The 18,596-nt window shown below is 71.0% G+C and carries 13 protein-coding genes; 10 read left to right on the forward strand and 3 right to left on the reverse strand.

What is annotated here, in order from left to right:
* Nucleotides 1-20: 20 nt before the first annotated feature.
* A complete protein-coding gene (locus SD460_RS31975; RefSeq protein ID WP_290052110.1) occupies nucleotides 21-1,634 on the reverse strand; it encodes a glycoside hydrolase family 27 protein in 1,614 nt (537 codons plus the stop codon).
* 22 nt (nucleotides 1,635-1,656) lie between these two features.
* On the reverse strand, nucleotides 1,657-3,006 hold the full coding sequence (locus tag SD460_RS31980) for a glycoside hydrolase family 43 protein (RefSeq protein WP_290052109.1): 1,350 nt from the start codon (nucleotides 3,004-3,006) through the stop codon (nucleotides 1,657-1,659).
* Between the two features lie 256 nt (nucleotides 3,007-3,262).
* Here SD460_RS31980 and SD460_RS31985 point away from each other — a divergent pair, with 256 nt between their 5' ends.
* The 6 genes from SD460_RS31985 to SD460_RS32010 all read left to right on the forward strand — a co-directional run bounded on the left by SD460_RS31985 (nucleotide 3,263) and on the right by SD460_RS32010 (nucleotide 12,003).
* Complete coding sequence (locus SD460_RS31985; protein ID WP_290052106.1) at nucleotides 3,263-5,230, forward strand: alpha-L-fucosidase; 1,968 nt, start codon at nucleotides 3,263-3,265, stop codon at nucleotides 5,228-5,230.
* Between the two features lie 27 nt (nucleotides 5,231-5,257).
* A complete protein-coding gene (locus SD460_RS31990; protein ID WP_290052105.1) occupies nucleotides 5,258-7,630 on the forward strand; it encodes a ricin-type beta-trefoil lectin domain protein in 2,373 nt (790 codons plus the stop codon).
* A 29-nt stretch (nucleotides 7,631-7,659) separates the two neighbouring features.
* Entirely contained in the window at nucleotides 7,660-9,126 is a 1,467-nt protein-coding gene (locus tag SD460_RS31995) for an arabinofuranosidase catalytic domain-containing protein (protein ID WP_318307156.1), read from the forward strand.
* Between the two features lie 28 nt (nucleotides 9,127-9,154).
* Entirely contained in the window at nucleotides 9,155-10,570 is a 1,416-nt protein-coding gene (locus SD460_RS32000) for an endo-1,4-beta-xylanase (protein WP_318307157.1), read from the forward strand.
* Nucleotides 10,571-10,684: 114 nt separating this feature from the next.
* Nucleotides 10,685-11,341, forward strand: a complete 657-nt coding sequence (ribB, locus tag SD460_RS32005; RefSeq protein ID WP_318307158.1) for a 3,4-dihydroxy-2-butanone-4-phosphate synthase — start codon at nucleotides 10,685-10,687, stop codon at nucleotides 11,339-11,341.
* Nucleotides 11,341-12,003 (forward strand): HAD family hydrolase, encoded by a 663-nt coding sequence (locus SD460_RS32010; RefSeq protein ID WP_318307159.1) that lies wholly within the window; start codon nucleotides 11,341-11,343, stop codon nucleotides 12,001-12,003. Before ribB ends, SD460_RS32010 begins: the two co-directional genes overlap by 1 nt.
* Here SD460_RS32010 and SD460_RS32015 read toward each other — a convergent pair.
* Nucleotides 12,000-12,554, reverse strand: a complete 555-nt coding sequence (locus SD460_RS32015; protein WP_290061788.1) for a DM13 domain-containing protein — start codon at nucleotides 12,552-12,554, stop codon at nucleotides 12,000-12,002. The genes SD460_RS32010 and SD460_RS32015 overlap by 4 nt on opposite strands.
* A 148-nt stretch (nucleotides 12,555-12,702) precedes the next feature.
* On the opposite strand from SD460_RS32015, the gene SD460_RS32020 reads away from it, so the two are divergent.
* From SD460_RS32020 to SD460_RS32035, 4 genes are all read left to right on the forward strand, one after another.
* A complete protein-coding gene (locus SD460_RS32020; protein ID WP_290061790.1) occupies nucleotides 12,703-13,479 on the forward strand; it encodes an IclR family transcriptional regulator in 777 nt (258 codons plus the stop codon).
* A 92-nt stretch (nucleotides 13,480-13,571) separates the two neighbouring features.
* A complete protein-coding gene (locus tag SD460_RS32025) occupies nucleotides 13,572-14,453 on the forward strand; it encodes a fumarylacetoacetate hydrolase family protein (RefSeq protein WP_290061791.1) in 882 nt (293 codons plus the stop codon).
* A gap of 419 nt (nucleotides 14,454-14,872) precedes the next feature.
* Nucleotides 14,873-15,841 (forward strand): ParB/RepB/Spo0J family partition protein, encoded by a 969-nt coding sequence (locus tag SD460_RS32030; protein ID WP_290061792.1) that lies wholly within the window; start codon nucleotides 14,873-14,875, stop codon nucleotides 15,839-15,841.
* A gap of 63 nt (nucleotides 15,842-15,904) precedes the next feature.
* Complete coding sequence (locus SD460_RS32035; RefSeq protein ID WP_318307160.1) at nucleotides 15,905-18,577, forward strand: helix-turn-helix transcriptional regulator; 2,673 nt, start codon at nucleotides 15,905-15,907, stop codon at nucleotides 18,575-18,577.
* Nucleotides 18,578-18,596: the final 19 nt, after the last annotated feature.

Consider the following 18,596-nt stretch of genomic DNA (forward strand, 5'->3'; position numbering starts at 1 on the left):
GGCTCTCCTTCCGGATGGGTTCAGGCGCGGCTCCACCGCTGGTTGGGCTGCCCGTTGCAGCTCCACAGGATCGCGTGCGTCCCGTTGGCGGTGGCCGCCCCTTCGGCGTCCAGACACAGTCCGGAGTGGACGTTGCGCACCGAGCCGTCCGAGCCGAACGTCCACTTCTGGTTGTCCTGCCCCGTGCACGGCCTGCTCGTCACCTGGGCGCCGCTGGTCGTGGCGTCGAGGCACTTGTCGCCGAAGACGCGCACCTCGCCGCTGCCCCACGTGGTCCACAGCTGGTTGGCCGCGGTCTGGCAGTCCCAGATCAGCGTGCCCGCGCCGGCGGCCGTCGAGGCGTTGTCGACGTCGAGGCAGCGCCCGGATCCCGTGCCGCGCAGCCGGGACGTCGTCGAGGCCAGTGGGGTACCGCCCGATACCCGGTACGCCGCGACGCCGTGCGACGGCACGCTCGCGCTGATCGGGCCGCCGGTCGTCGACGTCGCGCCGGTCCACAAGTCGGTCAGGGTGAACGCCGTGCCCGACAGCCCGATCTGCGCCGCGGTCGTGCTCACCGTGGCCGTGGCGCTCCCGCGGTTGAGCAGCCCGACCGCCACCGATCCGTCGGCCAGGGGCTTGGCGAAGACCTCGGCGTTGCCGTCGTCGCGCACCCGGCGGCCACCGGACCCGAGGCGGTCCTGGTCGACCGCGAGCAGGCGCGGATTCCGCAGCACCGCGCTGATGTCGGCGGACATCGTGCGGATGTCGTTGCCCGCCATCAGCGGCGCGGCCATCAGCGCCCACAGCGCGAAGTGGGCGCGGGACTCGGTCAGCGACAGCCCCGGCCGCCCGACGACGAGCATGTCCGGGTCGTTCCAGTGCCCCGGGCCGGCCTGTGCGGCCAGCGGAGCCGTGACGTCCAGGACGTTGCCCACGCCCATCGGGTAGCTGTTGGTGTTGCCGTTCTGCCAGATGTCCAGCAGGTCTTCGGTGGTGCGCCAGAGGTCCGCGACCTGGCCCCAGTCGTACTTGTCGCCGGTGATGGCGTGGTAGCTGTTGGGGTTGATGCTGTAGACGATCGGGCGCCCGGTGGCGCGCACCGCGTCCCGCATCACCGTGAACCGGGCGACCTGCTCGTCGCGCGTGCCGGCGGGGGAGCACCAGTCGTACTTGAGGTAGTCCACGCCCCAGGACGCGAACGTGGTGGCGTCCTGGACCTCGTGTCCCGCGCTGCCGGTGGACCCGGGGTAGGTGCCGGTCCGCTGGGCGCAGGTGCGATCGGTCGGCACCTGGTAGATGCCGAACTTCAGGCCGCGCCCGTGGATGTAGTCGCCGAGGGCCTTCATGCCGCTCGGGAACTTCGACGCGTTGGCGCGCAGCGCGCCTTGGGCGTCGCGTTGCGGGTCGAACCAGCAGTCGTCGACGACGACGTACTGGTAGCCCGCGTCTTTCATCCCGGACGAGACCATCGCGTCGGCCGCCTGGCGGATCGCGGTTTCGGTGACGCCACAGCCGAAGCTGTTCCAGCTGTTCCAGCCCAGCGGCGGGGTCAGCGCCGGGCTGCCGGGTGCGGCCGTGGCGGCCGGTGGCGCGGTGAGCACGGCCAATGCGGTGGCCGCGGCGGTGAGCAGGTGGCGGAGTCGAGCGGGCATCGTCGCCCCTTTCCGGGAGTGGTCAGGCCGCGAACTGCCACCAGTTCACGTTGAACAGGTAACCGCTGCCGCCGGTGAACCGCAGGTACAGGTCGTGGGTGCCGGTGGCTCCGGTCACCGGGCAGGACACGCTCGTCCAGGTCTGCCAGCCACCCGTGCCGCCGACCGTGCAGGTGCCGGCCAGGGTGCCCCCGGTGCTGTCCAGCCGCAGCTCGATCCGGCCGCCGGACGCCGCGGAGGCGACTCGGGCGGTGAAGGACCGGGCGCCGGAGCCGAAAGCGGCGCCCTTGACCTTGATCCAGTCCCCGTTCTCGAGGTAGCCGACGTTCATCCCGCCTTCGGTGGAGGGCTCGGTCTCGACGCCGGACTCGAAGGCGATCGTTTCCGCTTCCTGCCGCGTGTACGGGTTCAGCGTGCCGACCTGTGGCGCACCCGCGGTGCTCATGGTGATGGTCGGGATGGAGCCGTCGGCGTTGTAGGAGAACTTCTCCACGGCCACCGAGCGCGTGTAGCCGCTGCCGCCCGGCAAAGCACCGTTGTGGTAGAAGAAGTACGAGTTCCCGTTGAAGTCGATCACACCCGGGTGGTTGGTGAAACTGGCGCCCTGGGTGGGCATGACCGTCCCGCGGTACGTCCACGGTCCGGTGGGGCCGGGCGCGGTCGAGTAGCCGATGAACTCCGAGCAGCACTTCGCCGCGAACACGTTGTAGTACAAGCCGTTGCGCTTGTAGACCCACGGGCCTTCTTCGAACAGGGTCGGCCGGCTGGTGTTCCCCGGCCGCGTGCCGAACCCGGCGGTGGTGAGCGGGATCTGCTTCACCCCGCCGGAGTAGGAGATCATGTCGGCGTTGAGCTTCACGTACCACAGATGCGGGTTGCCCCAGTACAGGTAGGCCTGGCCGTCGTCGTCGACGAACACCGTGGGGTCGAACTCGCCGTTGGCGACGAGCGGGTGCCCGAGCGCGTCGCTGAACGGCCCGGTCGGGCTGGTCGACACGGCCACGCCGATGCCCATCGCGCCGGTCGCCCGGACCGTCATCGGGACGTACCAGTAGAACTTGCCGTTGCGGTAGACGGTCTGGCCCGCCCAGGCGTTGGCGCTCGCCCAGGAGAAACTGGCCAGGTTCAACGGCGATCCGTGGTCGGTCCAGTTCACCATGTCCGCCGACGACCACACCCGCCATTCCTTCATGGTGAAGTTCGTCGAGCCGTCTTCGTCGTGGCCGGTGTAGAGGTAGACCCGGCCGTTGTACACCAGCGGTGCCGGGTCGGCGGTGTAGATCGTCTGGACGATCGGGTTGTCCGCCACGGCCGCGGCCGGGAACAGTCCGAGAGCGCACAGCAGCGCAACGACGAGGGTGACGACTTTCACGGGCGCTCCTTCGATTGTGGTCACCGTTGCTCGCGCTCCGAGGCCAGGCGAAGAGCAGTGTGGCACGGTGATGTTCACGCTCACAAGCATTCGTCGCAGCGCATGAAAGTTACAAGTCGTCCAAGAGGTTCACGCTGGGATTTCGCCGCCTTCCTCTTTTCCGTGCGCGGGAAAAGCTTGACCGCCGGCATCTCCGGAGCCTAAACCCATCGTGTTAGCGCTAACTCAATACCGCAGCCGAGGAGGCTTTCCCGCCATGCCCGAGTTCAGCCGTCGCACGATGCTGGGTCTGATCACCGTGAGCGGCGCGGCGACAGCCGGCCTCCTGCGCGGCGGGGCCGCGTGGGCCACCGCCGGGCCGAGCAGCTACACGCCCTCCTGGTCGTCGGTCGACCAGCACCCGCCCGCGGCGGAATGGTTCCAGGACGCCAAGTTCGGCATCTACTTCCACTGGGGCGTCTTCAGCGTCCCCGCGTTCGGCAACGAGTGGTACCCGCGGAACATGTACGTCAGCGGGTCCGGCGAGAACAACCACCACAAGGCCGTGTACGGCGACCCGTCGGCGTGGCCGTACCACAACTTCGTCAACGGAGCCCGCGACAAGGCGGGCAACTGGGTCCAGTTCGCCCCGAAGCTCAAGTCCGCGGGCGGGAACTTCGACCCGGCGGAGTGGGCGCAGCTGTTCGCCGACGCCGGCGCGAAGTTCGCCGGACCCGTCGCCGAGCACCACGACGGCTTCTCGATGTGGAACAGCGCCGTCAACGAGTGGAACTCCGTCGCCAAGGGGCCGCGGCTGGACCTGGTGCGGCTGCACGCCGACGCGATCCGGGCCCGTGGCCTGAAGTTCATGGTGTCGCTGCACCACGCCTACCACTTCACCGGCTTCTACGACCACGTGCCTTCGCAGCCGGACGCGAGCCTGCGCAAGCTGTACGGCCAGCTGGGCTCGGCGGCGGAGAACCAGCTCTGGTACGACAAGCTGGCCGAGGTCGTCGACGGCTACCAGCCGGACCTGCTGTGGCAGGACTTCAACCTGCCCCGCGTCGACGAGTCGCGGCGACTGAACTTCCTTTCGTACTACTACAACAAGGCCGTCGCGGGGAACAAGGACGTCGTCGCGACCTACAAGGACGGCTTCAACAATCGGGGCGAGGTGTTCGACTTCGAGCGCGGCGGGCCAGGGGACATCCAGAACCCGTACTGGCTGACCGACGACAGCATCTCCAGCTCCAGCTGGTGCTACACGGTGGGGATCGGGTACTACTCGATGAAGGCGATGCTGCACTCGCTGATCGACCGCGTCAGCAAGAACGGCACGATGCTGCTGAACATCGCGCCGATGGCCGACGGCACCATCCCTTCGGGACAGCGGACGATCCTGCTCGGCATCGGCGACTACCTCGCCCGCTTCGGAGAATCGATCTACGCGACCCGGGCGTGGTCGGCTTACGGTGAGGGCCCGACGCAGATGGGCGGCGGATCGTTCACGACACCCCGCGAAGGCACCAACCGGGACATCCGGTTCACCCGCAGCAAGGACAACACGGTCCTCTACGCCACGGTCATGGGCTGGCCGGGCGGCACGCTGGACATCGCGACGCTCGCCTCGGGCCGGATCACCCTCGGTTCGCTGAACTCCGTGCAGCTGCTCGGTGCCACGGCCGGGTCGTACACCGACCTGCCCGACCGCACCCAGGACGGCTCCGGGCTGCACATCCGGCTTCCGTCAGTGCCGTTCAGCGCCCCGGCGTACGTGGTGAAGCTGACGTTCTCCGGCCAGATCCCGGCCCTGGGCTCGGGTCCGGTCCCCACGGGCTGGGTGCGGATCGCCAACGTGACCACGGGTCTGGTGCTCGACAGCGGCGGGAACGTCGCGGCCGGGTCGGTGCTGAAGCAGTGGTCCTACGACGGTTCGACCAACCTGCACTGGCAGCTGGCCGACCTGGGCACCGGCTACCACCGGATCGTCAACCGCACCAACGGCATGGTCGCCGACAGCGGCGGCCGGACCGGCAACGGCGTCACCGCCGTCCAGGCCGCGTGGACCGGGAGCGACAACCAGCAGTGGCGGCTCGCTGCCCTGGGCAACGGCCGCTACCAGATCGTCAACCGGGCCACCGGCACCGCGCTCGACGGCGCGGGCAGCACGGCGGCCGGCTCGGCCGTGGTCCTGTGGGCCCCGAACGGCAGCACCAACAACCAGTGGACCGTCACGGCCGTCTGATCCCCTTCGTCGGAAGCGAGAGCTGCCATGTTCCGAACCCTGCCGCGGATGCTGGTTGCCGCCGTCGTCCTGGCCGCCGGTGTGGTGGCCGCGGCCGCGCCGGCCGAGGCCGCCACGTCGATCACGATCAACGGCGGTTCGGCGGGCCGCACGTTCGACGGTGTCGGCGCGGTCAGCGGCGGGGGTGGCAACAGCCGCCTGCTGATCGACTACCCCGAGCCGCAGCGCGGCCAGATCCTCGACTACCTCTTCAAGCCGGGCTACGGCGCCGCGCTGCAGATCCTCAAGGTGGAGATGGGCGGGGACACCAACTCCACCAGCGGCGCGGAGCCGAGCCACGCGCACTTCCGCGGCGACCTCGACTGCAACCGCGGCTACGAGTGGTGGCTCATGGAGCAGGCCAAGGCGCGCAACCCCGGCATCAAGCTCGTGGGCCTGCCTTGGGGCGCGCCGGGCTGGATCGGCAACGGCACTTTCTTCTCCGACGACCTGACCGGCTACTACCTTTCGTGGCTCGGGTGCGCCAAGCAGCACGGGCTCACCATCGACTACCTCACCAGCGTCCAGAACGAGAAGCAGTGGAGCGCGGACTGGACCGTGACCCTCCGGAACGCGCTCAACGCCAACGGGTACAGCGCGGTCAAGGTCATCTCCGGCGATTCGTGGCCGGGGGACTGGGGGCCCGCGAGCGCGATCTCGACCAACACGGCCTACCGCAACGCCACCGACGTGCTGAGCGCCCACTACACCTGCGGATACCTCAGCGCGCAGACGTCGTGCAGCGTTCCTGCCAGCGTCATCGGTACCGGAAAGACGTTGTGGTCCAGCGAGAACGGCTCGCAGGACTACAACGACGGCGCCAAGCCGCTGGCCCGCGGCATCAACCGCGTCTACCTCGACGGCAAGATGACCGCGTACCTCAACTGGGACCTCATCGCCGCGACCACGCCGAACATCCCGTGGCCGACCGTGGGCCTGATCCTCGCCAACCAGCCGTGGTCGGGCTTCTACTCGGTCGGCAAGGACGCCTGGGCGCTGGCGCACACCACGCAGTTCACCGCGCCCGGCTGGAAGTACCTCGACGCCTCGAGCGGCTACCTCGGCGGCAACCGCGCGAACGGCAGCTACGTCACGCTGAGGTCCCCGAGCACCGGTGACTACAGCACGATCGTCGAGACCATGGACGCCACCGCGGCCCAGACGCTGAACCTGAACGTCACCGGCGGGCTCTCGACCGGCCAGGTGCACGTGTGGGCGACCAACCTGAACTCGAACAACCCCGCGGACCACTTCGGGCACACCGCCGACATCACGCCGTCCGGAGGGGCGTTCTCCCTGACCGCGCAGCCCGGTTACCTGTACACGATCACGACCACCACCGGACAGGGCAAGGGAACCGCGGCCAGCCCGGCGCAGGGTTCGTTGAACCTGCCCTACAGCGACGACTTCGACGGGTACGCGAAAGGCAAGGAAGCCAAGTACCTGATGGACATGGAGGGCGCCTTCGAGACGTCCGCCTGCGGTGCCGGCCGCTCCGGCACCTGTGTGCGCCAGGCCGCGCCGCAGAAGACGATTCCCTGGAAGAAGTTCGTCGATCCCTACGCCCTGCTGGGCAACGTGGCCTGGAGCACCTACACGGTCAACGCGGACGTGCTGCTGGAGAAGCCCGGGTCGGTCCAGCTGCTCGGCCGGGTCGGCTCGCAGGACACGGGCAACCAGGGCGCGGTGAACGCGTACTACCTCCGGATCAGCGACGCCGGCGCGTGGTCGATCCAGCGCAACAACACCAGCCAGCAGGTCACGACCCTGCGCAGCGGCACGGCGACGGCGCTGGGCACGAACAGCTGGCACAAGCTGTCACTCGGGTTCTCCGGCAGCACCATCACCGCTTCCCTCGACGGCGCCGTGCTCGGCACGGTCACCGACAGCACCTTCCCGGCCGGCCAGGTCGGGATCGGCACGAGCACGGGGGAGACCGCCCAGTTCGACAACCTCGCCGTGACCGGTTCGGGCGGCGGGTCGACGTCGGTGCTGCGCAACGCCGCTTCGAGCCGGTGCCTCGACGTCCCGAACGTGTCCCAGACCAACGGCACCCAGGTCGCGTTGTGGGACTGCAACGGCGGCGGCAACCAGCAGTGGACGCTCACGTCCGGGAAGCAGCTGCTGGTGTACGGCGCCAAGTGCCTCGACGCGGAGGGCGCGAGCACGTCGGCCGGTACCCGGGCGATCATCTGGGACTGCACGGCCGGCACGAACCAGCAGTGGAACGCGAACGCCGACGGCACGATCACCGGTGTCGCATCAGGACTGTGCCTCGGTCCGGGCGGCACCGGGAACAGCGCACCGGTGACCCTGCAGGCCTGCACGGGCAGCAGCGCCCAGAAGTGGGCTCGGAGCTGACGGTGTTCCCCTCCGGACAAAGGAGTTCGATGAAGACACGATGGAGAAAGTCACTGCAGACTGCGGGTGCGGCGGTGGCGCTCGCCGCGGGCGCGCTGGCCGGTCCGGCCGCGCCGGCGCAGGCCGCCACGCAGGGGCCGTGCGACCTCTACGCCGCGGGCGGCACGCCGTGCGTGGCCGCGCATTCGACCACGCGGGCGCTGTACGGCGCCTACAACGGTGCCCTGTACCAAGTCCGGCGGGCGTCCGACAACGCGACGCGGGACGTCGGCCTGCTGAGCGCCGGCGGCGTCGCGAACGCCGCGACCCAGGATTCCTTCTGCGCTGGGACGACCTGCCTGATCACCGTGATCTACGACCAGTCCGGCCGAGGCAACCACCTCACGCAGGCCCCACCCGGCGGGTTCCAGGGGCCGGCCGCCGGCGGGTACGACAACCTCGCCAACGCCGCGGCCGCCCCGATCACCGTGGGCGGGCAGAAGGCCTACGGCGTCTTCGTGGCTCCCGGCACCGGGTACCGCAACAACAACGCCACCGGCACGGCGACCGGTGACCAGCCGGAGGGCATGTACGCGATCTTCGACGGCACGCACTACAACGGCGGCTGCTGCTTCGACTACGGCAACGCCGAGCGCAACAGCCGGGACAACGGCAACGGCACGATGGAGGCCATCTACTTCGGCAACATCAAGGTGTGGGGCTACGGCGCCGGGAACGGCCCGTGGATCATGGCCGACCTCGAGAACGGCCTCTTCTCCGGGATCAACCAGCGCTACAACGCCAACGATCCCAGCATCAGCCACCGCTACCTGACCGCGATCATCAAGGGCGGACCCAACCACTGGGCCATCCGCGGCGGCAACGCGCAGTCCGGTGGCCTGTCGACCTTCTACGACGGCGCTCGCCCCAACGTGTCCGGGTACAACCCGATGCGCAAGGAAGGCGCGATCATCCTCGGCACCGGTGGCGACAACAGCATCGGCTCCGCGGGGACGTTCTACGAAGGCGTGATGACGTCCGGCTACCCGTCGGACGCCACGGAGAACGCGGTGCAGGCCAACATCACCGCGGCCGGCTACGGCACCGGCGGCAGCGGCACCACGACCGGGCCGCTGCACGCGGTGGGCGCCGGCAAGTGCCTCGACGTCCCGGGCTCCACCACGACCCCCGGCACCCAGCTGCAGATCTACAGCTGCTCCGGCCAGGCGAACCAGAGCTGGACCCGCACGTCGTCGAACCAGCTGACGGTCTCCGTCGGCGGGCAGACGCTCTGCCTGGACGCCTCGGGCAACGGCACCAGCGCCGGGACGAAGGTGGTGACCTGGTCCTGCCACGGCGGGGCCAACCAGCAGTGGACCGTCAACTCCAACGGCACGGTCACCGGCGCCCAGTCCGGGCTGTGCCTGGACGTGACGAGCGCGTCCACGGCCAACGGCGCGCTGGTCGAACTGTGGACGTGCAACGGCGGCAGCAACCAGCAGTGGACGCTGGGTTGAGCACTTCGGACGAAGGAACGAGGTTGTGATGACCACCAGCCCATCCCGGTGGCGGAGCGCGCTCGCCGCCACCTGCCTCACGGCGGCCTCCTTGGTGCTGTTCCCCGGCACCGCCGGAGCGGCGAGCACCCTCGGCGCCGCGGCGGCGCAGAGCGGGCGGTACTTCGGCGCCGCGATCTCCACGAGCCACCTCGGCGAGTCGGCCTACGTGAACACCTGGACGGCGGAGCACAACGGCGTCACGCCCGAAAACGAGATGAAGTGGGCCACGGTCGAGCCGAACCGGAACCAGTTCAACTTCGGGCCGGGCGAGCAGATCGTCAGCCAGGGCCGGGCCAAGGGGATGAAGATCCGCGGCCACACGCTGGTGTGGCACGGGCAGCTGGCCGGGTGGGTGAGCGGGCTCGACGCGAGCAACCTGCGGTCCGCGATGCAGAACCACATCAGCCAGGTGGCCGGTCACTGGAAGGGCCAGCTCTACGCGTGGGACGTCGTCAACGAGGCGTTCGAGGAGAACGGCACCCGACGGCAGTCGGTGTTCCAGCAGAAGCTCGGTGACGGCTACATCGAGGACGCGTTCCGCGCCGCCCGCACGGCCGACCCGAACGCCAAGCTCTGCTACAACGACTACAACACCGACGGTGTGAACGCGAAGAGCACCGGGATCTACACCATGGTCCGGGACTTCAAGAGCCGGGGCGTGCCGATCGACTGCGTGGGCTTCCAGAGCCACCTCGGCTCGAACTCCGGTCTCGGCAGCTACCAGGCGAACCTGCAGCGCTTCGCCGACTTGGGCGTCGACGTGCAGATCACCGAACTGGACGTCGGCGGTTCGGGTTCCGGCCAGGCGAACGTGTACCGCCAGGTCACCCAGGCGTGCATGGCCGTCACCCGCTGCACCGGCATCACGGTCTGGGGCGTCACGGACAAGTATTCGTGGCGCTCGGGCGACACACCGCTGCTGTTCGACGGCAACTACGGCAAGAAGCAGGCGTACACCGCCGTCCTCGACGTGCTCAACGGCGGTGGCAACGGCGGCGGTGGCACCGGCGCGGTCCGCGCCGCGGCCGCGAACCGGTGCCTGGACGTGCCCGCGTCGTCGACCGCCGCCGGTACGTCGCTGCAGATCTGGGACTGCCACGGCGGGACGAACCAGCAGTGGACCCGGACGAGCTCCGGGGCGCTGACCGTCTACTCGGGTGACTCGCAGCGCTGCCTGGACACCGCCGGCGGCGGGACGGCCGCCGGCACCGCGGCGGTGATCGCGAACTGCACCGGCGGCACCGGCCAGCGGTGGACGTCGAACGCCAACGGCACCGTCACGAACGGCCAGTCGGGCCTGTGCCTGGACGTCAAGGGCGCCGCGACCGCCGGCGGCACCGCCGTGATCATCTGGACCTGCAACGGCGGGGCGAACCAGCAGTGGACCGGGCCGGCGGCCTGACCGCACCGGGGACTCGTTCAGGTCATCGGTGGCGCTTCGGCGAGCGGCCACGCCCTCGGTTGTGGATCATGCTCTCGTGCTGTTGACCCTCGCCGCGTCCGGAAAGGACAGCTGATGACCTCCACCATTCCCGGGCAGGTCCGCCACGACCGGTCGTCCCGGCTCGACACGGTGCAGGCCGCGATCGCCGACCTCAGGTCCGGGCGGCCGGTGATCGTGGTCGACGACGAAGACCGCGAAAACGAAGGCGACCTGATCATGGCGGCCGAGCACGCCACGCCGTACGCGATCGCTTTCTTCATGCGGCACACCAGCGGCCTGATCTGCGCCCCGATGCCGCCGGAGACGGTCGGCCGCCTGCGGCTCCGGCCCATGGTCGAGGCCAACGAGGACCCCGCGGGGACGGCGTACACCGTATCGGTGGACGCCGCCGACGGCATCGAGTCGGGGATCTCCGCGGCCGACCGCGCCCACACGCTGCGGGTGCTCGCGGATCCCGCCACCACACCCGGCGGGCTCTGCCGTCCCGGGCACGTCTTCCCCCTGCGGGCCAGGGAAGGCGGCCTCGCCGAACGGCGCGGGCACACCGAAGCCGCGGTGGAGCTCATGCGCCTGTGCGGCCTCACCCCGGTCGCGGTGATCAGCGAGGTGTGCAACGACGACGGAACCGTCTCCAGGCTGCCCGAACTGCGCGCGTTCGCCGACCGGCACTGGCTGAAGGTCGTCTCCATCGAGCAGGTCGCCGCGTTCGTGCCGCAGGTCGTCCACTGATGCCCGACGCCACCGTCTTCGACCTCGACGACACCCTCGTCGACAGCGCGGCCACGTGGAACCACGTCATCGGCACCGTCGCGGCCCGCCACGGCCACACCTGGACGCCGCGGGACTGGGCCGCGATCCAGGGCACCAGTACCGGTAGCTGGAGCGGCTACCTGGCCCGCCGGTGCCGGGGCCTCACCGCCGGTGACGCCGTCACGCAGTGCGTCGAGGGCATGGTCTGGGAGGTCGGCCGCGGGGGATTCGGCCTGGTGCCCGGAGCGGCGGACCTGGTCGCCGCGGCGACCGCACTCGGTCCGGTCGGCCTGGTTTCCGCGTCGCCGCGGCGCTACGTCGAGGCGGCCGTGACCGCCTGCGGGCTCGTGCCGCACCTCGCGACGGTCGTGGCCGGCGAAGACGTCGTGCGCGGCAAACCGGCCCCCGACCCGTACCTGCTCGCGGCGCACCGCCTCGGCGTGGCCCCGGCGCGGTGCCTCGCGGTCGAGGACTCGGCGTCCGGGATCCGCTCGGCCCACGCCGCCGGGATGACCGTGCTCGCCATCCCCAACGCGACGACGGCCGCCGACTTCGCGGTGCTGGAGCTCGCGCACCACCACGCCACGGATGCGCGCATCGCCGCGAAGACGCTCCGCACGCTCGCCGCCGTTGCCGGCTAGCGGGACGTCAGCTCGGCCGCGCCGAAGGAGACGTCGAAGCGGTCGCACCAGATGCTCACACTGGTGTACTTCGTCAGGTCGACGTCCGCGGGCAGCGCGTAGTTCTGGTTCCCGCGGTTGCCCTTGAGCTTGCCCGCGTCGAGGTGGCGGCCGTCGTCGAAGACGGACCAGCCGGCCTGGCCCGGCTTGACCGGTGCGTCGGTGAGCCAGACGTGGACGTCGGGGCCGCTGCTGGTGGCGAGGTTCTCCAGGCGCAGGACGAGTGAGCCGTCGGCCGCGCGGACGATGCGGACGGTGCCGCTCGTCTCGTGTTCGTGGCTGATCAGCGTCCCGGTCGCCAGCTCGGCGGGCTGCGGCGCCGGAGCCGACGCCGACGCCGACGTCGGAGCCGGCGCCGCGGCGGCGGCGGGTGGCAGGTCCTCCTGCACCGCCTCGTCGACCCAGAGCTGCCACGGCTGGAACCAGTACAAGCCCGCCGCCACCACGACCAGTGCCACCGCCGTGGCGCCGAGGAACCAGGGGCGGGTGAGCAGACGTCGTGCGCGGGTCATCGTGTTATCTCCTCGGGTCTCGTCCGGTGCCGCTCAAGTGAACCGGACGAATCGCCCGATCGTCGCCGAGACGGGGTTACCGAACTCTTACCGGCGGCCCGCGTCCAGCTAGGCTGAATGCCATTCAGCAGGACGGGAAGGACCGGACGTGGTGGAGCCACCGGTGCGCAGCGTGGACAAGGCGCTCGCCGTACTTCAGCTGCTCGGCGAGAAGGGGCCGGACGGTCTGTCCCTTGTGGACATCGCGCAGGCGCTCGGCAGTCCCAAGAGCGGGGCCCACCTCACCCTGTCCGCGTTGCGGCACCGCGGTTTCGTCGCCCAGGACCGGGAAAGCGGCCGGTACCGGCTCGGCGGTGAGACGTTGCGGGTCGCCGCGTCCTATGAGGAGAAGCTGAGCTTCCGCGCCAGCCTGCTGCCCCTGATCAGGCGGTTGTCCGAGGAGATCCGGCAGGTGTGCCACGTCGGCATCCTGGACGGCGCGGACATCATCTACCTCGAGAAGGTCGAGGCCGACCGGTCGGTGACGGTGGGCTCGAAGATCGGCGGCCGCAACCCGGCGGCGAGCACCGCGCTCGGCCGCGCGGTGCTCGCTTGCCACGATTGGGACAGCGGGGCGTTGCGAGCCCAGCTGGGGGGCACGAAGGCCGGTCCGCTGCCCGGACTCGGCTGGGCGCACCTGCAGGACGTGCTGGCGCAGGCGCGGGCTCGCGGTTACGCGCTCGACCTCGAGGAGAACGAGCCCGGGATCGCCTGCGTCGCGGTTCCGGTGCTGCTCAACGGAGTTCCGTGCTGCGCGATCTCGATCTCCACGCTCGCCGGGGAAACCGATCCCGGCACCCTCGCGGACTACGTGGCGCGGCTGCACGCGCTCGCGGCCCAGTACCTCGTGCCGCCGCTCCAGCTCCCGGCCCGCCCCTTGCGTTGACGGGGTGCTCACGGAACCGTAGGGTCTGTCTGATACTGAACGACGTTCAGTATCGCTGAACTCCGAAGCTGCTGACGCACAAGGAGAAAAGCGTGACCCAGCTGGTTCGATTCGCCGAGCCCGGCCGTCCGTCGGACATCCGCGTCGGGGTGCTGGACGACGAAGGTGAGCGCCTGCGCGCGCTTCCGGTGGGCAGCATGAGCGAGCTGCTCGGCCGGCCGCTGACGGAGATCCGGGAGCTGGTCGCCGCGGCCGCCGGCGCGCCGGACGTGCCCGCGGCCGGTGTGCGGCTGCTGCCACCCCTCGACGGGCGGATGGAGGTGTGGGCGGCCGGCGTGACCTACCGCCGGTCGGAGGAGGCCCGCCGCGAGGAAAGCGCGGACGAGGACGTCTACGCCCGCGTTTACCACGCCCAGCGGCCCGAGCTGTTCTTCAAGTCCGCGGCCTGGCGCGTGGTCACCGAAGGCGACCCGATCGTCATCCGGGCCGACTCGCCCAACAACGTGCCGGAGCCCGAACTCGGCCTGCTGCTGACGAGCCGCGGCGAAATCGCGGGCTACCTGGTGGTCGACGACGTCAGCTCGCGCAGCATCGAGGGCGAGAACCCGCTGTACCTGCCGCAGGCGAAGATCTACCAGGGCTCCTGCGCGGTGTCGCCCGGAGTGCGGCCGGCCTGGGAGATCGACGACCCGCTGAAGCTGGACCTGAGCATGCGGATCCTGCGCGACGGGGCAGAGGTGTTCAGCGGCCGCGCCACTACCGCCGAGATGAACCGCAAGCCGGCCGAGCTGGTCGAGTACCTGATGCGCGACAACCTTTATCCGGACGGAGTGGTGCTCTCCACCGGCACGTCGATCGTGCCCGGGCTCGATCTCGGCCTGGCCGAAGGAGATGTGGTCGAGATCGAGATCGAGCAGGTGGGCACTTTGCGCACGCCGGTGGTGCGAGGTGCGCGCCGGCTCGGCCAGGAGTGATGGCCCGGCGGCCGAAGTTTTCCGTCGCCCGGATTTCGAGCAACGAACAGAAATTTTTCTGAAACACGTTTCTTTTCCGTCGTGTCCGGCGCCGGGCGGTAAAGGGTTTCCCTGCGTTCCGCTCTGCTGGTGAAAATATTGCTATCCGGATGGGTGCATTCCGGCCGTGCCGTCGCGGATCGAGGACCCCTATCGGTGCCGATCGACCCCGGAATCCGCATGATGAGGGCGTCGGTCGGCCGGGGACTGGTAAGTTGTCCGTGGTACAGGGGGAGTTCCTAAGCGCTGATCCGATACCGCGAGAAGTGGGATGGCTCTCGCGGAGGTCCGGACGACGTCCGCGGGCGGTGCGGGAGTGGCGGGGACAATGAACTCTCGAAGGGCGAGCCGATCGGGCTGGGTCGGGAGGGGGATCGCTGGTGGCGCAATTCCGCGACGCGCACTGGCCTGCCGGGGGAGAACCGGAGCGGGTTTCGATCGATTCGCTGCGGCCTTCGGACTCGCCCCGGCTCGACGGGGAAAGCACCGAGCACGTCCGGACGCTGGCCGCGTCCGGTGCGTCGCTGCCGCCCATCGTCATCCACCGCGCCACGATGCGGGTCGTCGACGGGATGCACCGCGTGGGCGCGGCGATCCTGCGCGGTGAGGACGAAATACTCGGTCACTACTACGAAGGCAGCGAAGACGACGCTTTCATCATGGGCGTCGAGGCGAACATCGCGCACGGTCTTCCGCTGTCCACGGCCGATCGCACCGCGGCGGCCGAGCGCATCATCGTCGCGCGGCCGCAGTGGTCCGATCGGCGCATCGCCGCCGTCAGCGGGCTCGCCGCGACGACCGTGGGGGCGTTGCGGCGCCGTTCGACCGGGCGGGACGGACAGTCGAACAGCGCGCCGAGGGTCGGCATCGACGGCCGGGCCCGTCCGTTCGACGCCGCGGCGGGCCGGATCGCCGCCGGCGAGCTGATCACCTCGCGGCCGGACGCGTCGATCCGCGAAATAGCCGCCGCGGCGGGCATTTCGCCGTCGACGGTCCTCGACGTCCGGCGGCGGCTGCGGAACGGGGAGGACCCGCTCCCGAAGCGCCAGCGGGCGGCGGCGGGCGCGCCACCGAAACCGGGACAGCACACCGACGCCGGTTCGTCCCGGCAGGTCGTCGCCGAAGTCCAGACCATCATGCGCCGGCTGCGCAAGGATCCGTCGCTGAGCCTCAACGACGCCGGCCGGATGCTGCTGCGCTGGCTCGACGCGCACAACCCCGCGCTGCGGGACTGGGAGCGGTACCTGAACGTGGTGCCCGCGCACAACAAGCGCGCGATCGCCGAGCTGGCCCGGATGAACGCGCTGGTGTGGGAAGAGTTCGCGACTCAGCTCGACTGCGGTTCGTGACGGGCGCCGCGGGGCGCATTCGGTCCTGGGGAGGGAACAGCCGAGGTGCAGGCCGTTCAGGTGATGGAAACACTGGAACGCTACCTGGCGTTCGACGCCGACTTCGGGCACCTGACCGTGATGGTCAAGGGGGCACCGGCGGCCGGGCAGTCCGTGGTGCACCTGGGGTTCGGGCGGCTCGCGGAGGCGCACGGCGCCCTCGTGCTGGGCACCGTGACCGGCTACGGCGACGGGGTGCGCGACGTCCTCGACGCACTGCTGCACTCGCTGTCCGGCGCCGCGTTGTCCGGTGAGCAGGCGGCGCGGGTGAAGGAGTTCCGCCCTCCGGCCGGACCCGCCGCCGGGCGGGCGGTGGGGGGACTGCTGGCGGACCTGGCCGGGGCGCGGCCGATCGTCCTGCTGATCGACGACTTCCAGTTCGTCGACGTCGAGACCGCGGAAATGCTCGCGTACCTGCGGCGAGGCACCGGGAAGGCGCAGCTGCTGCTCGTGACGACCGAAGCCTGCTGCGCGGAGGTCAACGGCCCGCACGCGTCCTGGGAGCTCATCCGGTACCCGCACGTTTCGCTTTCGCTTTCCCCGCTGTCCGAGCGGGAGGTGGCCGCGGAGCTGGAACGCGGCTGCGGACGCGAGGCGGCGGCCCGGTGCGCGACGACCGTGCACGAGCTGAGCGGTGGCAACCCCGTACTGGTGAACGCGCTCGTCGAAGCCGTCCGGTCGACCGGCTCCGCCGAAGACCCGGCCTGCCACGAGTACGGGGCAGCCGTGCTCGCGATCCTCGACGGTGTCGATCCGGCGACCGCCGCCGTCGCCCGCGCGATCGCGGTGCTGGACGCGGACGCCGGCTCCGCGGTGCTGGCGCGGTTCGCCCGGCTCTCCCCGGAGGTCACCGGGCGGGCGCTGGAGTGCCTGGACCGGGCCGGGATCACCCGGGCCGGGCGGTTCCGGCACGGCGCCGCACGGGCGGCCCTGCTGGAAAGCATGACGGCGGCGGACCGGGCCGACGCGCACGTCCGCGCCGCCGAGCTGCTGCACGCCGGCCGGGTGGGCGCGGAAGCCGTCGCCGGGCACCTGGCCGCCGCGGACCGGGTCCCCGGCCCGTGGGCGCTGACGGAGCTGCTGGACGCGGCGGAGAACGAAATCGAGTGGGGTGACGCCGGTTCCGCGTCGCGGTACCTCGCGCTGGCCCACCGGTACGCCGATGCCGGCCTGCGGGCCCGGGTGACGCACGCGCTGGCCCGCGCGGGCTGGCGGGCCGGTCCGGCGCGGGCCGCCGAGCACGTGCGTGCCCTGCGTGCCGCGGCCGACGGCGGCACGCTGGACGGACCCGGCGCGCGGACCCTGATCCGGTACGCGCTGTGGGACGCCGACGGGGAGACGGCGGCGGCCGCGCTCCGGGTCCTGACCGCCGCCGGGCTCGACGCCGGCGAGCGCGCCGAGCTGCGGACGGCCTGGATGTGGTGGTACGGCGCGGTACCCCGTGCGGTGCCCGGCGTCGCGGACGACCCGTGGGGCCGGGCCGTCGAGGCGCTCGAGACGCTGTGGTCCGGCGACGCGAAAGCGGCGTCCGCGGCGGAAACGCTGCTGCGCAACACCAAGCTGGGTGACAGCTCGCTCGAGCTGGTCGCGACCGCCGTCACCGCGCTGACCATCGCGGGGGAAACCGGGCAGGCCGCCGAGTGGTGCGACCGGTTCCTGGAGACCGCGGCCGAGCGCGGGGCGGTGACGTGGCAGGCCCTGTTGTCGGTCTTCCGCGCCCGGGTCACCTTCCACCGCGGCGAGCCGGTCCGGGCCGCCGCGCAGGCCGAAGCCGCGCTGGCGGCGCTCGATCCGCGGGACTGGGGCGCGACGATCGCGGTGCCGGTCGAGACGGCGATCGGGATCAACACCGCCATCGGCCGGAACCTCCACGCGGCGGAAGCGCTCGAGGTGCCGGTACCGGACGCCGTGTTCACCACGGTCCCCGGGCTGCGGTACCTCTGCGCGCGCGGCCGCCACCACCTCGCCGAAGGGCGGCTGCTCACCGCGACCAGCGAGTTCGCCCGGTGCGAACGGCTGGCTGTCGAACTGGAGCTGGACCGGCCGGCGTTGGTCCCGTGGCGCACCGGCATGGCCGAGGCCCGGTTGCGGCTCGGGGACACCGACGTCGCGAGACGGCTGCTGCTCGACCAGCTCGACCGGATCGACGCGGCCGACCGCCGGACGCGCGGCAGCACCCTGCTGGTGCTCGCGCGGGTGAGCCGGGCGGCCGAACGGGCGCAGATGCTGGACACCGCGGCGGCCTGCCTCGGCGACGTCGGCGGGCCGGGGGAGCTGGCCGACCTGGTTTCCGCGTTCACCGACGCGCACGGCGAAGACCGGGGGTGGGAACGGCTGCGGTCCCTCACCGACCCGGCCGCGTTCGACACCCTGGTCACCGTGGTGTGCCGGCTCCTGCAGGCCCGGGGCGACTTCACCCGGGCGCGCACGGCGTCCGCCCGTGCGTCCGGTGCGGCCGACGACCGGGCGGGACGGGCGGTGCGGCCCGCCCCGCCGGGCCGGCTCAGCGACGCCGAACGGAGAGTCGCGGAGCTGGCCGCGGGCGGGCACTCCAACCGCGAGATCGGGCGCCGGCTCCACGTCACCGTGTCCACGGTGGAGCAGCACCTGACGAACGTGTACCGCAAGCTCGGCGTCGACGGACGCGCACACCTGCCCTCGGGCCTGGCCGGGCGGGACGGCGGGGAACGCCGGTAGGGGTTGGCACCGGCGCCGG

The organism is Amycolatopsis solani (assembly GCF_033441515.1).
GTDB lineage: Bacteria > Actinomycetota > Actinomycetes > Mycobacteriales > Pseudonocardiaceae > Amycolatopsis > Amycolatopsis solani.

Bases quoted from the DNA above. Each gene is read 5' to 3' on its own strand.
- SD460_RS31975 (WP_290052110.1), bottom strand. From the start codon at position 1,634: ATGCCCGCTCGACTCCGCCACCTGCTCACCGCCGCGGCCACCGCATTG.
- SD460_RS31985 (WP_290052106.1), top strand. From the start codon at position 3,263: ATGCCCGAGTTCAGCCGTCGCACGATGCTGGGTCTGATCACCGTGAGC.
- SD460_RS31990 (WP_290052105.1), top strand. From the start codon at position 5,258: ATGTTCCGAACCCTGCCGCGGATGCTGGTTGCCGCCGTCGTCCTGGCC.
- SD460_RS31995 (WP_318307156.1), top strand. From the start codon at position 7,660: ATGAAGACACGATGGAGAAAGTCACTGCAGACTGCGGGTGCGGCGGTG.
- SD460_RS32000 (WP_318307157.1), top strand. From the start codon at position 9,155: ATGACCACCAGCCCATCCCGGTGGCGGAGCGCGCTCGCCGCCACCTGC.
- ribB (WP_318307158.1), top strand. From the start codon at position 10,685: ATGACCTCCACCATTCCCGGGCAGGTCCGCCACGACCGGTCGTCCCGG.
- SD460_RS32010 (WP_318307159.1), top strand. From the start codon at position 11,341: ATGCCCGACGCCACCGTCTTCGACCTCGACGACACCCTCGTCGACAGC.
- SD460_RS32015 (WP_290061788.1), bottom strand. From the start codon at position 12,554: ATGACCCGCGCACGACGTCTGCTCACCCGCCCCTGGTTCCTCGGCGCC.
- SD460_RS32035 (WP_318307160.1), top strand. From the start codon at position 15,905: ATGGAAACACTGGAACGCTACCTGGCGTTCGACGCCGACTTCGGGCAC.